Below are 17,363 nucleotides of genomic sequence, written 5' to 3' on the forward strand. Positions count from 1 at the left end.
CAGCCCCCGGCGGCACCCGGACGCGCCGCAGGGGCGCCCCGGCGGACCGGGAGCGCCCCTGCGGACGAAGGGGGGAGTCAGCGCACGTCGAGGACGTACCCCTCCTCGCCGTGGAGGACCGTGTCGATGCCGGCGACCTCGTCCTCGTTCTTCACGCGGAAGCCGATCGTCTTCTCGATCGCGAAGCCGATGATGTAGGCCAGCACGAACGAGTACACGAGCACCGCGACGGCCGCGATGATCTGGACGAGCAGCTGCGTGCCGTCGCCACCCATGAACAGGCCGGTGCCATTGGCGAAGAAGCCGAGGTAGACGGTGCCGAGCAGGCCGCCGACGAGGTGGATGCCCACGACGTCGAGCGAGTCGTCGAAGCCCCAGCGGAACTTCAGGTCGATCGCGAGAGCGCAGAGCGCGCCCGAGAGGAATCCCAGCAGGATGGCCCAGACGGGGTCGAGCGCGGCGCACGCGGGGGTGATGGCGACGAGACCGGCGACGGCGCCCGATGCCGCGCCCACCGAGGTGGCCTTGCCCTCCTTGAGCTTCTCCACGGCCAGCCAGGCGAGGAGCGCGGCGGCGGGAGCGGCGATCGTGTTGACGAACGCGAGGGCCGCGGTGCCGTCGGCGGCGAGCTCGGAGCCCGCGTTGAACCCGAACCACCCGAACCACAGCAGACCCGCACCCAGCAGCACGAACGGCGGGTTGTGGGGCACGTGCGCACCCTTCTGGAACCCGACACGGCGTCCCAGGACGAGGGCGAGCGCGAGGGCCGCCGCACCGGCGTTGATGTGCACGGCCGTGCCGCCCGCGAAGTCGATCGCACCGACGCCCAGCCACTCCTGCATCCCGTACGTGATCCATCCGCCGTACGCGAACGAGCCGTCCTCGGCGAGGCCGAAGTTGAACACCCAGCTCGCCACCGGGAAGTACACCACGGTCGCCCAGATGCCCGCGAACAGCAGCCAGGAGCCGAACTTGGCCCGGTCGGCGATGGCGCCGGACACGAGCGCGACCGTGAGGATGGCGAACGTGGCCTGGAACGCGACGAACGCGAGCGGCGGGAATGCGGCATCCTCAGACGTCTCGAGCAGGCTGCTGAGGCCGAGCGCCGCCCAGTCGATGTGCCAGGGGGCCACCAGCCCCTCGCTGCCGGGGAAGGCGATCGCGTAGCCGTAGAGCACCCACAGGACGCCGATGAGCCCCATGGCGCCGAAGCTGAGCATCATCATGCTGATGACGCTCTTGGCCTTGACGAGACCGCCGTAGAAGAACGCCAGGCCGGGCGTCATCAGCAGCACCAGCGCTGCGGCGATCAGTATGAACGCGGTGTTGCCTTGATCCATGTGTCTCTCCAGATCGGGTCGCAGGGCCCGGAGAGCTTCGGGTCGCGGTCGCGCGCCATCCGGGTGGCCCCAGTCTGGCGACGCCGCGTTACCCGACTGGTGCGCGCGCTGTTTCGACTCTGTTACGCGCGACGGCCGCCGGTAAACAACATGTTTCGTCGGGCGCGGAGGCCCGCCCATGGATCACGCGTGCGTCGACGCGACGAGGCGCGAGATGGCACGCAGGTACTTCTTGCGGTAGCCGCCGGCGAGCATCTCGGGAGAGAACACCTCGTGCAGCGGGACGCCCGTGGCGCGGACGGGGAGCTGGGCGTCGTACACGCGGTCCACGAACGCGACGAACCGCAGCGCCTCCGACTGGTCGACGAGCGGGCGCACGTCGCGAAGTCCGACGGCGCCGATGCCGTCGACGAGGCGGATGTACCGCGACGGGTGGACGCGGGCGAGATGGGCGATGAGGGCGTCGAACGCGTCGTCGCTCACGACCCCTCCCGCCGCGTCCAGTGCCGCGCGGTAGGCGGCCTCGTCGAGGACGATCGCCTGGCCGTCGAGCGATCGCTGGCGGAAGTCGACGCCGTCGATGCGCAGCGTGCGGAAGCTGTCGGCCATGGCGTGGATCTCCCGCAGGAAGTCCTGCGCGGCGAAGCGGCCCTCCCCCAGCGCGTTCGGCGGCGTGTTGCTCGTCGCCGCGAGGCGCGTCCCCGACGCGACGAGCTCGCCGAGCAGCCGCGTCATGACCATCGTGTCGCCCGGGTCGTCGAGCTCGAACTCGTCGATGCACAGCAGCGCCGAACCACGCAGCAGGTCGACGGTGTTCTTGTAGCCGAGTGCCCCGACGAGCGCCGTGTACTCGATGAACGACCCGAAGTACTTCCGACGGGCGGGCACCGCGTGGAAGATCGCCGCGAGCAGGTGCGTCTTGCCGACGCCGAACCCGCCGTCGAGGTACACGCCGGGCTTGATCTCGGGCGCCTTCGGCTTGCGCGAGAAGAGGCCGCCGCGCCTGGGCGCCATCCCGCCCGACGCGAACAGCTCCAGCTCCTCCTTCGCCTCCTGCTGCGAGGGGAACGCGGGGTCGACCCGGTACGACGCGAAGGTCGCCCCGTCGAACTGCCGCGGCGGTACGAGGCTCGCGAGCATCTCCTCGCCGGAGAGCTGCGGATGGCGCTCGGCGAGCGGGACGATCTCGGTCGCGGTGGAGGTCATGGGTCCTCGGATGTCTGTCGGTTACGGGCGCCGCCGACGAGCCGCGCCAGGTCGCTGCGAGCCGCATAGGCTCGGAAGCGGATCGCATCAACGATAACGAGGAGCAGCCATGGCCGTCGCACCCGATGCCTCGCAGGAGAAGTTCGCCGAGTACGCGGAGCCCTGGCGTCTCGTCTCGACGCAGTGGCTCGACGACCATCTGGGCGAGCCCGGCCTCGTCGTCGTCGAGTCCGACGAGGACGTCCTCCTCTACGAGACGGGTCACATCCCGGGCGCCGTGAAGGTCGACTGGCACACGGAGCTCAACGACCCCGTCGTCCGCGACTACGTCGACGGAGAGGGCTTCGCACGTCTGCTGAGCGCGAAGGGGATCTCCCGCGACGACACCGTCGTCATCTATGGCGACAAGAGCAACTGGTGGGCCGCCTACGCGCTGTGGGTGTTCTCGCTGTTCGGCCACGAGGACGTGCGCCTCCTCGACGGCGGGCGCGACCGCTGGATCGCGGAGGGCCGCGGGCTGACGACCGAGCGGACCGCGCGCCCGGCGACGGACTACCCCGTCGTCGAGCGCGACGACTCCGAGCTGCGCGCCTACAAGGACGACGTGCTCGCGCACATCGGCCGGCCGCTCGTCGACGTCCGCTCGCCCGAGGAGTACACCGGCGCTCGGACGACCGCCCCCGCCTACCCCGAGGAGGGCGCGCTGCGCGCGGGGCACATCCCGACGGCGCACAACGTGCCGTGGGCGCGAGCCGTCTCCGACGATGGCGGCTTCAAGCCGCGCGCCGAGCTCGAGGCGGTGTACCGCGACGAGATCGGCCTCGCCGACGGCGACGACATCATCGCCTACTGCCGCATCGGCGAGCGCTCGAGCCACACGTGGTTCGTCCTGCGCCACCTGCTGGGATTCGCGAACGTTCGCAACTACGACGGGTCCTGGACCGAGTGGGGCAGCGCCGTTCGCGTGCCCATCGTGACGGGCGCCGAGCCGGGGGCCGTGCCCACGACGTAGTCTGGGGCGGATGAGCGACGCGCCCCTCCCCGCCCCCCTCGCCGCGATCCGCGACGACTTCCTCGCGCTCGACGAGCCCGAGCGCCTTCAGCTCCTGCTCGAGTTCGCGAACGAGCTGCCGGCGTTCCCCGAGCGTCTCGAGGGTCATCCGGAGCTCGCCGAGCGCGTCGCGGAGTGCCAGTCCCCCGTGTTCATCGTCCTCGAGGTGGACGACGGCCGCGTCGTGATGCACGCGACCGCCCCTGCGGAGGCGCCCACGACGCGAGGATTCGCGAGCATCCTCGCGCAGGGCCTGACGGGGCTCGCCGTCGACGACGCGCTCGGCGTGCCCGACGACTTCCCCCAGACGCTCGGGCTCACGCGCATCGTCTCGCCCTTGCGGATCTCGGGGATGACCGGAATGCTCCTGCGCGCGAAGCGCCAGATCCGCGCGCGGGCCGCCTGAGGGTCAGCCGCGCGCCGACAGCCCGTTGCCGCGCAGCCAGTCGCGGATGACGCCGTTCCAGCGGCTCTCGTCGAAGTTCCAGAGCTTCGTGTGGCGCGCGGTGTGGAACGTCTCCATGGTCACGAGATCGGGGCGCGCGTCCGCGAGACGGTGCGACGCATCGGATGGCACGAAGCCGTCATCGTCACTGTGCAGGAGCAGCACGGGGTGCGCGAGCTCGTCGGCCCGCGCGACGATGTCGAGGTCGTCGAGCGAGATCGGATCGCCGTGCCGGATCATGCGCGACGACCACCCCTGGCCCAGTGCGCCCATCGCAAGACGCGAGAACGGCGACGGCACGCGCATCTCCCGTGCGTGGAACCCGAGGACCAGACGCCAGTCGACGACGGGCGACTCGAGCATGACACCCGCGATGGCCTCGTGGTGCGCCGAGTTGAGGGCGACCTGGAGCGCGATGGCGCCGCCCATCGACCACCCCATGAGCACGATGCGCCGCGCGCCGCGACGCAGCGCCCACGCGATGGCGGCGTCGACGTCGCGCCACTCGGTGGCCCCCAGTCCGTAGCGGCCCGACTTGCTGCGCGGCGCCTCGCCGTCGTTGCGGTACGAGACGCACACGACGGGCAGACCCTCCGCGTGCAGCACGGGCACCGCGCGCAGCACCTCGGCGCGCGTCGTCCCCCGCCCGTGCACGGCGACGACCCAGGTGTCCGCCGACTCGTCGTCGACCGGGAAGAACCACGCGGGGCACGGGCCGACGGGTGCGCCGATGAACTCCGTCGTGAACGGCAGATGCAGCTCCTCCGCGCGCTCGTAGTACCAGCCGCTGAACGCCGCGTACGGGCCGATCTGCGTGCTCGAGTCCACCTCGGTGAGCAGCTTGCGACGCACGCGGCGGTCGTCCTCCGCGAGCACGGCGCCGAGCTTGAGATAGTGCTCGCTGCCGCCCGTGAAGAGCCCGTAGCGTCCGGGCAGCACCGTGTCGGGGGTCCGCGAGAGCGTGATCGTCTGCGCGCCCGTGTCGAGGCCGTGCACGGCCACGTCGGCGACCCGCGGGCCCGGCGTGACGGCCTGACGGGCGATCCTCAGGGAGACGTAGGCGACGGCGCCCGCAGCTCCGGCGAGCATCGCGGCGAGCACCGTGAGCGCGGTGCGGACGGCGGCGGAGAACGGGGATGCGGCGCGCCTGGGGGTGTTCATGGCCCCCTCACTCTAATCTGACGACGTGAATTCAGACCGTCCCGGTGCGCAGGCGTTCGCCGCCGCCGCGGACGCCGTGCGCGCGGCGGTCTTCCGCTCCGATCTCGTCGTCGCATCGGTCCCCGCACCGCAGGGACTGGCACCCCACGCTCTCGCCCTGTCCGCCGACGTCCGCCCGGGCGACCACGGCGACTCGCCCTACGGGACGGGGCGGCTCATCCTCCTGCACGACCCCTCCGAACCCGACGCCTGGGCGGGGGCGTGGCGCATCGTGGCCTTCGCGCAGGCGCCGCTCGAGCCCGAGATCGGCACGGATCCGCTCCTGGCCGACGTCACGTGGTCATGGCTCGTCGACGCGCTCGACTCGCGCGCGGCCCCCTACCACGCGGCATCGGGCACCGCGACGAAGATCCTCTCGAAGGGGTTCGGCGGGCTCGCGGCGGAGGGAGACGGCGCGCAGATCGAGCTGCGCGCCTCGTGGACGCCGCAAGGGGGGTTCCGCGCGCACATCGAGGCCTGGGCGGAGCTCGTCTGCATGCTCGCAGGACTCCCGCCGGGGTCCGAGGACATCGCCGTGTTCGGCGCCAGGAGACCGACGTGACCGACTTCGCCGTCATCGAGACCGCCGACGCGTTCGCCGAGGCGGTCGACCGCCTCGCCGCTGGCGAGGGTCCCGTCGCGGTCGACGTCGAGCGCGCATCCGGCTTCCGCTACTCGCAGCGCGCGTACCTCGTGCAGCTGTTCCGGCGCGGGGGCGGAGTCGTGCTCGTCGACCCCATCGCCGTGCCCGACGTCACCGTCGTGCAGCGCGCGCTCGGCGGCGAGGAGTGGGTGTTCCACGCCGCGAGCCAGGACCTGCCGTCGCTGCGCGAGCTCGGGCTCGAGCCGACGTCGATCTTCGACACGGAGCTGGCCGCGCGCCTGCTCGGGATGGAGCGCGTCGGCCTCGGCGCCGTCGTCGAGGCGACGCTCGGGATCGAGCTCGCGAAGGCGCATTCCGCGGCGGACTGGTCGCAGCGGCCGCTGCCGCAGGACTGGCTGGAGTACGCCGCTCTCGACGTCCTCCACCTCGTCGACGTGCGCGACCGGCTCGCCGCCGACCTCGTCGCAGCCGGCAAGGACGGGTTCGCCAGGGAGGAGTTCGCCGCGACGCTCGCGCGCGAGCCGAAGCCGCCGCGCACCGACCCGTGGCGACGGCTCAGCGGCCTCCACAAGGTGCGCGGACGCGTAAACCTCGCCGTCGCGCGCGAACTGTGGCTCGCGCGCGAGGAGTACGCCAGGGCGGAGGACGTCTCCCCCGGCCGCCTCGTGCCCGACCGCGCGCTTCTCGCCGCCGTGCTCGCGGGGCCCCGCACCAAGCAGGCGCTCGCCGGGCTGAAGGAGTTCACGGGCCGCGCCAGCCGCACTCAGATCGACCGCTGGTGGGACGCGATCGTCGCCGGGCGAGAGTCGCAGGACCTCCCCGCCGAGCGGGTGCCGAGCGACGCCCTCCCTCCGCACCGTGCCTGGGGCGACCGAAACCCCGAGGCGGACGCGCGGCTGCGGCAGGCGCGACCCGACGTCGAGGCGCGCGCCGCCGAGCTCTCGATGCCGACGGAGAACCTGCTCACCCCCGAGTCCCTGCGCCGCGTCGCGTGGGCGCCGCCTGTCGAGCCGACCGTCGACGCCGTCGCGGACGCGCTGCGGGCACAGGGGGCCAGGGAGTGGCAGATCGCGCAGACGGCGCCGCTCATCGCCGCCGCCTTTGTGCGGGCCGCGCAAACCCCGCCCGAGGACGGCGCGGAGGCTTCGTAGGTTCGTCCCAACCGATGCCGTCCCGCCGCCGACAGCCCGCCTAGGCTGATCGCAACGGATACAGGGAGGCAGAGTGGCCGAGCTCTCGGAAGTCTTCTTCGTCGACGGCGTGCGGACCCCATTCGGGCGCGCCGGCGAGAAGGGCATGTACTGGAATACCCGAGCCGACGACCTCATCGTCAAGGCGATGATCGGGCTCATGGAGCGCAACGGCGGGGTCCCCGCTGATCGCATCGACGACGTCGCCATCGCCGCGACGTCGCAGACAGGAGATCAGGGACTGACCCTGGGGCGCAGCACCGCCATCCTCGCGGGGCTCCCGCAGACCGTGCCCGGCCTCGCCGTCGAGCGCATGTGCGCGGGCGCCATGACGGCGGTGACGACCATGGGCGCCTCGATCGGCTTCGGCATGTACGACCTCGCCATCGCGGGAGGCGTCGAGCACATGGGGCGGCACCCGATCGGCGCCAACGCCGATCCCAACCCGCGCTTCGTCGCGGAGAAGCTCGTCGACCCCGGCGCGCTCAACATGGGCGTCACGGCCGAGCGCATCCACGACCGGTTCCCCGCCATCACGAAGGACCGCGCGGACCGCTACGGCATGCGCAGCCAGCAGAAGGTGCAGGCCGCGTACGAGGCGGGCCGCATCCAGCCCGACCTCGTCCCCGTCGCCGTCACCGATGCGGACGGGGCCTTCCGCCTCGCCGCGGAGGACGAGGGGCGCCGCCCCGAGACGACGCTCGAGGGCCTCGCGGGCCTCAAGACGCCGTTCCGCCCGCACGGGCGCGTGACGGCCGGAACCTCCTCGCCCCTCACGGACGGGGCGACCGTGAGCCTGCTCGCGGGATCGGGGGCGGTGAAGGAGCTGGGGCTCGCGCCCAAGATGCGGATGGTCTCGTTCGCGTTCTCCGGCGTGCAGCCGGAGATCATGGGGATCGGCCCCATCCCCTCGACCGAGAAGGCGCTCGCCAAGGCGGGACTGACGATCGACGACATCGGTCTCTTCGAGCTCAACGAGGCCTTCGCCGTGCAGGTGCTGTCGTTCCTCGACCACTTCGGCATCGACGACGACGACCCGCGCGTGAACGCGTGGGGCGGCGCGATCGCGCTCGGCCATCCGCTCGCAGCCTCGGGCGTACGGCTCATGATCCAGCTCGCCGCGCAGTTCGCCGAGCACCCCGAGGTGCGCTACGGCCTCACGGCGATGTGCGTCGGGCTCGGGCAGGGCGGCAGCGTCGTCTGGGAGAACCCGCACTACACCGGCAAGCGGAAGCGGAAGTGAGCGACATGACCGACTACGACGCCATCGACTTCTCGGACCTCGAGGCGCTCGGCGCCGACGAGGTCGTGACCCGCTCGCTCGTGCGCGATGTGATGCTCGCGAGCGGACGCACCCTCGCCCTCATCACGCTGCACAACGGGCGCGACCACACGCGGCCGAACACGATCGGCCCGAAGACGCTCTCCGAGCTGTCCGGCGTGCTCGACACGCTGCAGAGCCGCGCCACGGCGGGCGAGATCGACGCCGTGGGCATCACAGGGAAGCCGTACATCTTCGCCGCCGGCGCCGACCTCTCGCAGATCGGCTCCCTCACCAGGCGCGAGGACGCCCTGCGGATCGCGCAGCGCGGCCACCAGGTGCTGGGGCGCCTGTCCGAGCTGGGCGTGCCCACGTTCGCCTTCGTGAACGGCCTTGCGCTCGGAGGCGGCACGGAGATCGCGCTGAACTCGACCTACCGCACGGTCGACTCCTCCGCCGCGGCGATCGCCCTCCCCGAGGTCTTCCTCGGGCTCGTCCCCGGCTGGGGCGGCGCCTACCTGCTGCCCAACCTCATCGGCATCGAGAACGCGCTCGAGGTCGTCATCTCGAACCCGCTCAAGCAGAACCGCACGCTGAAGCCGCGCCAGGCGTTCGAGCTCGGCATCTTCGACGCGATCTTCCCGCCGGCCTCCTATCTCGAGGACTCCCTGCGGTGGGCAGACGGCGTGCTGACGGGATCCGTCCGCGTCGAGCGCAGGAACGCACCGGGACGCATCGAGCGCCTCACGAAGTGGCCGATCGCGATCAAGGTCGCGCGCGGCATGCTCGAGAGCCGCATCGGCACGGTGCCCCAGGCGCCGTACCGCGCGCTCGAGCTGCTCGAGAAGGCGCGCTCCGGCACGAGGGAGGAGGCGTTCGCCCGCGAGGACGAGGCGCTCGCCGACCTCATCGCGGGCGATCAGTTCGCTGCGTCGATGTACGCGTTCGATCTCGTCCAGAAGCGCGCCAAGCGCCCCGTCGGCGCCCCGGACCGGAAGCTCGCGCGCCCCGTCTCGAAGATCGGCGTCATCGGCGCGGGGCTCATGGCCAGCCAGTTCGCGCTGCTGTTCCTGCGCCGCCTCCAGGTGCCCGTCGTCCTCACCGACGTCGACCAGGCGCGCATCGACAAGGGGCTCGCGTACATCCGAGACGAGATCGCCGCGCTCGAGCAGAAGGGGCGCATCGACGCCGACGAGGCCAACCGGCTGCGTGCGCTCGTGCATGGGACGGTCGACAAGACCGAGTTCGCCGACTGCGACTTCGTCATCGAGGCGGTCTTCGAGGAGACCGCCGTCAAGCAGCAGGTGTTCGCCGAGATCGAGGGCATCGTCTCGCCCGAGGCCATCCTCGCGACGAACACGTCGTCGCTGTCGGTCGAGGAGATCGGCTCGGTTCTCGCGCACCCCGAACGCCTCGTCGGGTTCCACTTCTTCAACCCCGTGGCCGTCATGCCGCTCGTCGAGATCGTCCGCACGCCGCAGGCGAGCGAGGAGGCGGTGGCGACGGCGTACGTCGTGGCGAAGAACCTGCGCAAGAACGCGATCGGCTCGGCCGACGCGCCCGGCTTCATCGTGAACCGGCTGCTCGCGAAGGTCATGGGCGAGGCGGCGCGGGCGCTCGACGCGGGCACGCCGCTGGCGACCGTGGAGCGCGCCTTCGGCCCGCTCGGTCTGCCCATGACGCCGTTCCAGCTCATCGACCTCGTCGGGTGGAAGGTCGCGGCGCACGTGCAGGACACCATGGTGTCGCACTTCCCCGACCGCTTCCACGCCTCGGCCAACCTGCATGCGCTCGCCGACGTGCCGCAGGCCGTCGAGAAGGACAAGGGCGGCCGCGTGACGGGGTGGACGAAGGAGGCCCAGCGTGTGCTCTCCGTCGGCTCCTCGCCCGCGACCGAGGACGAGATCCTGCGGCGTGTCGAGGACGAGCTGGCGCGTGAGATCCGGCTCATGCTCGACGAGGGCGTCGTGCCCGAGGTCGAGGACATCGACCTCGCGCTGATCCTCGGGGCCGGATGGCCGTTCATCGACGGCGGAGCGTCGGTCTACCTCGACAGGGTCGGTGCGTCCGAGCGCGTCTCCGGCCGCACCTTCCACGATCCCGTCATCCGAGGCGTCGACGGCTGACGCATCGGGACGACGCAGGGGCGGGGCCGTGGGCCCCGCCCCTGCGTCGTCCTCAGACTCCGGCGATGCGCTCGATCTGACCGGTCGTCGGCGGAGCCGTCGCACCCTCGGGCCGCGCCACGGGGATGCGGGTTCCGAGCACCTGCGCCACGACGTCGTGCGCGATCTTCGCGGGCGTCAGCCCGGCGTCCTCGAGCACCTGCTCGCGCGATGCGTGGTCGATGAAGGCGTCAGGGAGTCCGAGCTCGTCGACCGCGGTGTCGACGCCCGCCTCGCGGAGCACCTGGCGCACGCGCGTGCCGACACCCCCGACGCGGATGCCGTCCTCGAGCGTGATGACGAGCCGGTGCCGGGCGGCGAGGGCGACGATCGACCCCGCGACCGGCACCACCCAGCGCGGATCGACGACGGTCGCTCCGATCCCCTGCGCCTGCAGCCGCCGGGCGACGTCCAGCCCCGTCACGGCGAAGGGGCCGATGGCGACGATGAGCACGTCCTCGTCCTCGGCGCGGAAGAGCACGTCCACCCCGTCGGACAGCCGCTCGACGGCGAGGATCTCCTCGCCCACGGTCCCCTTCGGGAACCGGACGACGGTCGGGGCGTCGGCGACGTCGACGGCTTCGCGGAGCACCTCGCGGAGCCGTTCCGCGTCGCGCGGGGCGGCGATCCGCACGTGAGGCACGATGTGGAGGAGGGCCAGATCCCACATGCCGTGGTGGCTCGGTCCGTCGGGTCCCGTGACGCCGGCGCGGTCGAGCACGAAGGTGACGCCGGCCTTGTGGAGGGCCACGTCCATGAGCACCTGGTCGAAGGCGCGGTTGACGAACGTCGAGTAGAGGGCGACGACGGGATGGAGTCCGCCGTAGGCGAGCCCGGCCGCCGACGCCACGGCGTGCTGCTCGGCGATGCCGACGTCGTACACGCGGTCGGGGAAGCGCTCCGCGAACGGCGCGAGGCCCGTGGGACGGAGCATGGCGGCCGTGATGGCGATCACGTCGTCGCGCTTCTCCCCCACCCGGACGAGCTCGTCGGCGAACACCTCGGTCCACCCTGGGCCGCCCGAGCCGCCCATCGGCTGTCCCGTGACCGGGTCGATGCGGCCGACGGCATGGAATTGGTCGGCCTCGTCGTCGAGGGCGGGCTGGTAGCCGCGGCCCTTCTCGGTGATCGCATGGACGATGACGGGCGCGCCGAACGCCTTCGCGAGACGCAGCGTCTCGAGCAGGGCCGGCAGATCGTGGCCGTCGACGGGGCCGAGGTACTTGATGTCGAGCTGCGAGTAGAGCTCGCTGTTGTTGGTGAGGCGGGAGAGGAAGCCGTGGGTCCCGCCTCGGAGCCCGCGGTAGAGCGCACGCCCGACGGCGCCGAAGCGGCCCGCCAGTCGGCCGGACTTCTCACCCAGATCGCGGTAGACCTCGCCCGTGCGGACGCGGTTGAGGTAGCGCGCCATGCCGCCGATCGTCGGCGCGTAGGAGCGGCCGTTGTCGTTGACGACGATGACGAGGTTGCGCTCGTTGTCGTCGGTGATGTTGTTGAGAGCCTCCCACGTCATGCCGCCCGTCAGCGCGCCGTCGCCCACGACGGCGACCACGTGACGGTCCGACCGGCCCGTGCGCTGGAAGGCGCGGGAGATGCCGTCCGCCCAGCTCAACGAGCTCGACGCGTGCGAGGACTCCACGACGTCGTGCTCGCTCTCCGAGCGCTGAGGGTAGCCCGCAAGGCCGCCGCGCGAGCGCAGCAGGGCGAAGTCCTGCCGTCCCGTGAGCAGCTTGTGCACGTACGACTGATGCCCCGTGTCCCAGATGATCGGGTCGTGAGGGGAATCGAACACCCGGTGCAGGGCGATCGTGAGCTCCACGACCCCGAGGTTCGGTCCGAGATGGCCTCCTGTGCGGGCCACGTTCTCGACGAGGAACTCGCGCACCTCGCCGGCGAGCTGCGCGAGCTCGTTCTCGGAGAGCGCATCGAGGTCGCGTGGCCCGCGGATCCGGTCGAGCAGAGTCATGCTCCGAGCCTACGCCGACAGCCTGGAGGGAGCGTGCGACGCGACCGGGCTTGACTTCCCGGCGCGCAGCGGCCCCGGTGCCCGCAGAGCGGGGCACCGGGGCCGTCGGGGACGTGCGTCAGACGAGGCTGCGCAGCACGTACTGCAGGATGCCGCCGTTGCGGTAGTAGTCCGCCTCACCGGGGGTGTCGATGCGCACGACGGCGTCGAACCGCACCGTCTCCTTGCCGGGAGCCGAGTGCTCGCTCGGCGCGGCGGTCACCCTGACCGTCTTCGGCGTGACGCCCTCGTTGAGCTGCTCGAGGCCCTCGATCGAGACGATCTCGGTGCCGTCGAGGCCCAGCGACGCCCAGCTCTCGCCCGCCGGGAACTGCAGCGGGACGACGCCCATGCCGATGAGGTTCGAGCGGTGGATGCGCTCGAAGCTCTCGGTGATCACGGCCTTGACGCCCAGAAGGCTCGTGCCCTTGGCCGCCCAGTCACGCGACGATCCGGAGCCGTACTCCTTGCCGCCGAAGATGACGAGCGGGGTGCCCTGCGCCTGGTAGTTCTGCGACGCATCGTAGATGAACGACTGCGGACCCTCGGGCTTCGTGAAGTCGCGCGTGTAGCCGCCCTCGACCACGGCGCCGTCATTGACGGCGCTCACGAGGAGGTTCTTCAGGCGGATGTTCGCGAAGGTACCGCGGATCATGACCTCGTGGTTGCCGCGCCTCGACCCGTACGAGTTGAAGTCCTTCTGCGCGACGCCGTGCTCCGTCAGGTACTGTGCCGCGGGCGTGCCCGCCTTGATGTTGCCTGCGGGGCTGATGTGGTCGGTCGTCACCGAGTCGCCCAGCGTCGCCATCACGCGCGCGCCCACGATGTCGGTGACCGGCGTGAGGTCCATCGTCATGCCCTCGAAGTACGGGGGCCTGCGCACGTACGTCGACTCGTCGTTCCACTCGAAGACGGGGCCGGTCGGCGTCGGCAGGTTGCGCCAGCGCTCGTCGCCGTCGAACACGGTCGCGTACTGCTTGATGAACTGCTCGCGCGAGATCGACGAGTCGATGATGTCCTGGACCTCGTCCGGCGAGGGCCAGATGTCCTGCAGGAACACGTCGTTGCCGTCCGCATCGGTGCCGAGCGCGTCCGTCTCGAAGTCGAAGTTCATCGACCCGGCGAGCGAGTACGCCACGACGAGCGGAGGCGACGCGAGGTAGTTCATCTTCACGTCGGGGCTGATGCGGCCCTCGAAGTTGCGGTTGCCCGAGAGCACGGCCGTCACGGCGAGGTCGTTCTCGTTGATGGCAGCGGAGACCTCCTCGATGAGGGGGCCCGAGTTGCCGATGCAGATCGTGCAGCCGTAGCCGACCGTGTAGAAGCCGAGCGACTCGAGGTCCTTGTCGAGACCCGACTTCTCGTAGTAGTCGGTCACGACCTTCGACCCGGGGCCGAGGGTCGTCTTGACCCAGGGCTTGCGCGTCAGGCCCTTCTGCGCGGCCTTGCGCGCGAGGAGCCCTGCGGCGATCATGACGGAGGGGTTCGACGTGTTCGTGCACGAGGTGATGGCGGCGAGGGTGACGGCGCCGTTGTCGAGGAGGTACTCCGCGCCATCCGGCGTTGTCACCTTGACGGGGTTGGACGCGGCGTGCGGCGCACCAGAGACCAGCACCGACGGCGAGTGGTGCAGATCGTGCGCCTCGACGTGCTCGTGCTCGACGCCGGGAGCGACGCCCGGGTCGGAGGCGGGGAACGTGCCGTCGACCTCGACCGGCTCCTGCGCGGGCTCCGCGTAGTTCAGGATGTCCTTGCCGAACTGCTCCTTCGCGTCCGACAGCAGGATGCGGTCCTGCGGGCGCTTCGGGCCGGCGATCGAGGGGACGACCGTGGAGAGGTCGAGCTCCATGTACTCGCTGAAGACGAGCTCGCGCGACGGGTCGTGCCAGAGGTGCTGCTCCTTGGCGTAGGCCTCCACGAGCGCGACCGTCTGCTCGTCGCGGCCGGTCAGTCGCAGGTAGTCGAGCGTGACGTCGTCGACGGGGAACATGGCGGCCGTGGAGCCGAACTCTGGGCTCATGTTGCCGATCGTGGCGCGGTTCGCGAGCGGCACGGAGGCGACGCCCTCGCCGTAGAACTCGACGAACTTGCCGACCACGCCGTGCTGGCGGAGCATGTCGGTGATCGTGAGGACGACGTCGGTCGCCGTCACGCCGGCTGGGATCGAGCCGGTGAGCTTGAACCCGACCACCCGCGGGATGAGCATCGAGACGGGCTGGCCGAGCATGGCGGCCTCCGCTTCGATGCCGCCGACGCCCCATCCGAGCACGCCGAGGCCGTTCACCATGGTGGTGTGCGAGTCGGTGCCGACGCACGTGTCGGGGTAGGCGCGAAGCACGCCGCCGACCTCGCGGTCGTACACGACCTTCGCGAGGTGCTCGATGTTCACCTGGTGGACGATTCCGGTGCCAGGGGGGACGACCTTGAAGTCGGAGAACGCGGTCTGGCCCCAGCGGAGGAACTGGTAGCGCTCGCCGTTGCGCTCGTACTCGATCTCGACGTTGCGCTCGAGCGCGTTCTCGCTGCCGAACAGGTCGGCGATGACGGAGTGGTCGATGACCATCTCGGCGGGCGAGAGCGGGTTGATGCGGTTCGCGTCGCCGCCGAGCGCAGTGACGGCCTCGCGCATGGTGGCGAGGTCGACGATGCACGGCACGCCCGTGAAGTCCTGCATCACGACGCGAGCCGGCGTGAACTGGATCTCGGTGTCGGGCTCCGCCGCGGCGTCCCAGGAGCCGAGCGCCTCGATCTGCTCCTTCGTGATGTTGGCGCCGTCCTCCGTCCTGAGGAGGTTCTCGAGCAGCACCTTGAGGCTGTACGGGAGCTTCTCGTAGCCGGCGACGGCGTCGATGCGGTAGATCTCGTAGTCGGTGCTGCCGACCGTCAGGGTGCTCTTCGCACCGAAGCTGTTCACCGTTGACACGGGCTGTCTCCTCCTGGTCGACCGCGCACTTACGCCCCCATCTTGCTCGCCGCCCGCAGCGGAAGGCTAGGAAGGCGGACCTAACCCGACGACCACGGCGGGCGAGGCGCGACTGCTGCGCGATTTATCTCGATGTCAAGATAAATCTAGCATGCGCGGATGCTCGCGGACGGCTCGGACGAGCGCGTGTCAGGCGGCGGGGCGCGGGTAGAGCGCGCGCACGGCGAGCCACGTCACCGCGACGAGCGGTGCGAACAGCGGGAGGCCCATGACGAGCTTGAGGGTGCCGAGCGCCGTCACGTCGCCCGCGAAGTACAGCGGCAGCTGCACGGCGAGGCGCGCGTAGAACAGCGCGGCCCACGCGAGCCCGAGCCACAGGAAGACGCGGCGCTTCCGGCGATCCCTGCGCCACGCCGTCCCCTCCCCCATGAGGAAGCCGACCGCGAGGCCGATGAGCGACCACCCGATGAGGGCGGAGAGCAGGAGGGCCGTTCCGTAGACGGCGTTCGTCAGGAAGCCGGGGACGAAGTTGTCCTCTCCGCGCCCCGTCCACAGCGCGAGCGCGGCGGCGGCCGCAGCCGCGATGAGCCCCCCGAGGGCGGCGGATGGCGGCGACTTCTGGACGAGGCGGACGAGCGTGAAGAGGGCGGCCACCCCGACGGAGACGCCCAGCGCGAGCACCAGCGCGTCGGGGAAGAGCGTGAAGAGCACGACGAATGCGAGGCTCGGGAGCACGGACTCGAGCACGCCCCGCCATCCGCCCATCGCCTTCCACACCACCTGGCCCGTACCCGCCTGCGCAGACGGGTCCAAGCCCATGCGGCGGGCGGCTCCGCCCAGTGCGGCGCCCAGCGCGTCGGAGGCGCGCGGCGGTTCGAGGGGTGTGTCCTCTTCTCGATCGCCCGCTGCGCTCACGCCGCTCCCGGCGTCTGCGGCATCTTCAGGGGGATGAGGTCGCGGGGCGGCATGGGGGCGCCGCCGCGCACGACGACGATCGACCGGAAGAGGTCCTCCACGCGCTCCGCGGCCTCGGGATCGCTCGTGGCGCGCCCGCCGACGACGCCGCGCAGGAACCAGCGCGGCCCGTCGACGCCGATGAATCGGGCGAGACGCTTCTCGGAGGCGCCGCCGGCGAGGACGGGCACCTCGGCGAGGAGCTCGGGGCCGAGGGGGCCTTCGCGCTCCTCGACACGCCCGCCCTGCTGGCGCACCTGGTCGCGGATCTGGTCGCGCGTCTCGTCCCAGAGTCCCGCCGACCGGGGAGCGGCGAACGGCTGCACCTGGAGCGTCGAGTCGGCGTAGTCGAGCCCGACCGCGACGATGCGCTTGGACTGCTCCTCCACTTCGAGTCGGAGGTTCAGCCCCTCCCGCGGCAGGATCTTGATGCCTCCGAGATCGATGTACGGGCGCACGGGGTTGGCCTCGGACTCGTCGAACGGCCCGTCCGCCGCGCGGTCGCGCGCGGTCGGCCCCGTCGTCTCCGCGACCTCGATCTCGTCGGGACCCTGCCCGCTGTCATCGCTCATGCGTCTCCTCGTGTCTGCTTGCCCGTCGAACCGAAGCCGCCGTCACCGCGCACGGATCCGGGCAGCTCGTCGACGGGGATGAAGTTCGCGCGCGGGACGGGCATGAGGATCAGCTGCGCGATCCGCTCGCCCTTCGCGACGCGGTACGTCTCGCGCGCGTCCGTGTTGAGGAGGGCGACCTTGATCTCGCCCCGGTAGCCCGCGTCGATCGTCCCCGGCGCGTTCACGATCGTGATGCCGTGCTTCGCGGCGAGCCCGCTGCGGGGGACGACGAAAGCCGCATACCCGTCGGGCAGAGCGACGCGCACGCCGGTGCCCACCAGGGCGCGCTCCCCCGGCGCGAGCGCGACGTCCTCGACCGAGACGAGGTCGGCTCCCGCGTCGCCCGGGTGCGAGTAGACGGGCACCGCGGGTGCGACAATGGGGACGTCCACGATATCGGTCACG

General features: G+C 71.2%; 14 protein-coding genes. 6 read left to right on the forward strand and 8 right to left on the reverse strand.

Going from position 1 to position 17,363, the window contains the following annotated elements; genetic code table 11:
* Nucleotides 1-77: 77 nt before the first annotated feature.
* Together ACWGPF_RS01100 and zapE are read right to left on the reverse strand one after the other, a co-directional pair.
* Nucleotides 78-1,340, reverse strand: coding sequence for an ammonium transporter (locus ACWGPF_RS01100; protein ID WP_452331057.1), 1,263 nt, complete (start codon nt 1,338-1,340; stop codon nt 78-80).
* A 183-nt stretch (nt 1,341-1,523) separates the two neighbouring features.
* Entirely contained in the window at nt 1,524-2,546 is a 1,023-nt protein-coding gene (gene zapE, locus ACWGPF_RS01105; protein WP_452331058.1) for a cell division protein ZapE, read from the reverse strand.
* Between the two features lie 109 nt (nt 2,547-2,655).
* On the opposite strand from zapE, the gene ACWGPF_RS01110 reads away from it, so the two are divergent.
* Both ACWGPF_RS01110 and ACWGPF_RS01115 read left to right on the forward strand, forming a co-directional pair.
* Nucleotides 2,656-3,558 (forward strand): sulfurtransferase, encoded by a 903-nt coding sequence (locus tag ACWGPF_RS01110; RefSeq protein WP_452331059.1) that lies wholly within the window; start codon nt 2,656-2,658, stop codon nt 3,556-3,558.
* Nucleotides 3,559-3,568: 10 nt separating this feature from the next.
* Nucleotides 3,569-4,003 carry a SufE family protein gene (locus ACWGPF_RS01115; RefSeq protein ID WP_452331060.1) on the forward strand — a complete coding sequence of 145 codons (435 nt, stop codon included), beginning with the start codon at nt 3,569-3,571 and terminating at the stop codon, nt 4,001-4,003.
* 3 nt (nt 4,004-4,006) lie between these two features.
* Here the strand turns inward: ACWGPF_RS01115 and ACWGPF_RS01120 are convergent, their stop codons facing one another.
* Nucleotides 4,007-5,203, reverse strand: coding sequence for an alpha/beta hydrolase family protein (locus ACWGPF_RS01120; protein ID WP_452331061.1), 1,197 nt, complete (start codon nt 5,201-5,203; stop codon nt 4,007-4,009).
* Nucleotides 5,204-5,228: 25 nt separating this feature from the next.
* On the opposite strand from ACWGPF_RS01120, the gene ACWGPF_RS01125 reads away from it, so the two are divergent.
* The 4 genes from ACWGPF_RS01125 to ACWGPF_RS01140 all read left to right on the forward strand — a co-directional run bounded on the left by ACWGPF_RS01125 (nt 5,229) and on the right by ACWGPF_RS01140 (nt 10,423).
* Entirely contained in the window at nt 5,229-5,804 is a 576-nt protein-coding gene (locus tag ACWGPF_RS01125; protein ID WP_452331062.1) for a DUF3000 domain-containing protein, read from the forward strand.
* Nucleotides 5,801-6,997, forward strand: coding sequence for an HRDC domain-containing protein (locus tag ACWGPF_RS01130; protein ID WP_452331063.1), 1,197 nt, complete (start codon nt 5,801-5,803; stop codon nt 6,995-6,997). Before ACWGPF_RS01125 ends, ACWGPF_RS01130 begins: the two co-directional genes overlap by 4 nt.
* 73 nt (nt 6,998-7,070) lie before the next feature.
* Nucleotides 7,071-8,279 (forward strand): thiolase family protein, encoded by a 1,209-nt coding sequence (locus ACWGPF_RS01135; RefSeq protein ID WP_452331064.1) that lies wholly within the window; start codon nt 7,071-7,073, stop codon nt 8,277-8,279.
* A 5-nt stretch (nt 8,280-8,284) separates the two neighbouring features.
* On the forward strand, nt 8,285-10,423 hold the full coding sequence (locus ACWGPF_RS01140; RefSeq protein ID WP_452331213.1) for a 3-hydroxyacyl-CoA dehydrogenase NAD-binding domain-containing protein: 2,139 nt from the start codon (nt 8,285-8,287) through the stop codon (nt 10,421-10,423).
* A gap of 52 nt (nt 10,424-10,475) precedes the next feature.
* Here ACWGPF_RS01140 and dxs read toward each other — a convergent pair whose 3' ends face one another.
* The 5 genes from dxs to dut form a co-directional block, all read right to left on the reverse strand.
* Complete coding sequence (gene dxs / locus ACWGPF_RS01145) at nt 10,476-12,428, reverse strand: 1-deoxy-D-xylulose-5-phosphate synthase (RefSeq protein WP_452331065.1); 1,953 nt, start codon at nt 12,426-12,428, stop codon at nt 10,476-10,478.
* Nucleotides 12,429-12,546: 118 nt separating this feature from the next.
* The gene (locus ACWGPF_RS01150) at nt 12,547-15,390 is read right to left on the reverse strand and encodes an aconitate hydratase (RefSeq protein WP_452331066.1); all 2,844 of its coding nucleotides are present in this window, start codon (nt 15,388-15,390) and stop codon (nt 12,547-12,549) included.
* Between the two features lie 189 nt (nt 15,391-15,579).
* Nucleotides 15,580-16,305: a DUF3159 domain-containing protein gene (locus ACWGPF_RS01155; protein WP_452331067.1), complete on the reverse strand. Its 726-nt coding sequence runs from the start codon at nt 16,303-16,305 to the stop codon at nt 15,580-15,582.
* The gene (locus tag ACWGPF_RS01160) at nt 16,302-16,916 is read right to left on the reverse strand and encodes a DUF3710 domain-containing protein (RefSeq protein ID WP_452331068.1); all 615 of its coding nucleotides are present in this window, start codon (nt 16,914-16,916) and stop codon (nt 16,302-16,304) included. Before ACWGPF_RS01160 ends, ACWGPF_RS01155 begins: the two co-directional genes overlap by 4 nt.
* Complete coding sequence (dut, locus tag ACWGPF_RS01165; RefSeq protein WP_345435968.1) at nt 16,913-17,362, reverse strand: dUTP diphosphatase; 450 nt, start codon at nt 17,360-17,362, stop codon at nt 16,913-16,915. The genes ACWGPF_RS01160 and dut overlap by 4 nt, the downstream gene beginning before the upstream one ends.
* Between the last annotated feature and the right edge of the window lies 1 nt (nt 17,363).

It is taken from the genome of Microbacterium sp. NPDC055683 (assembly GCF_053617895.1).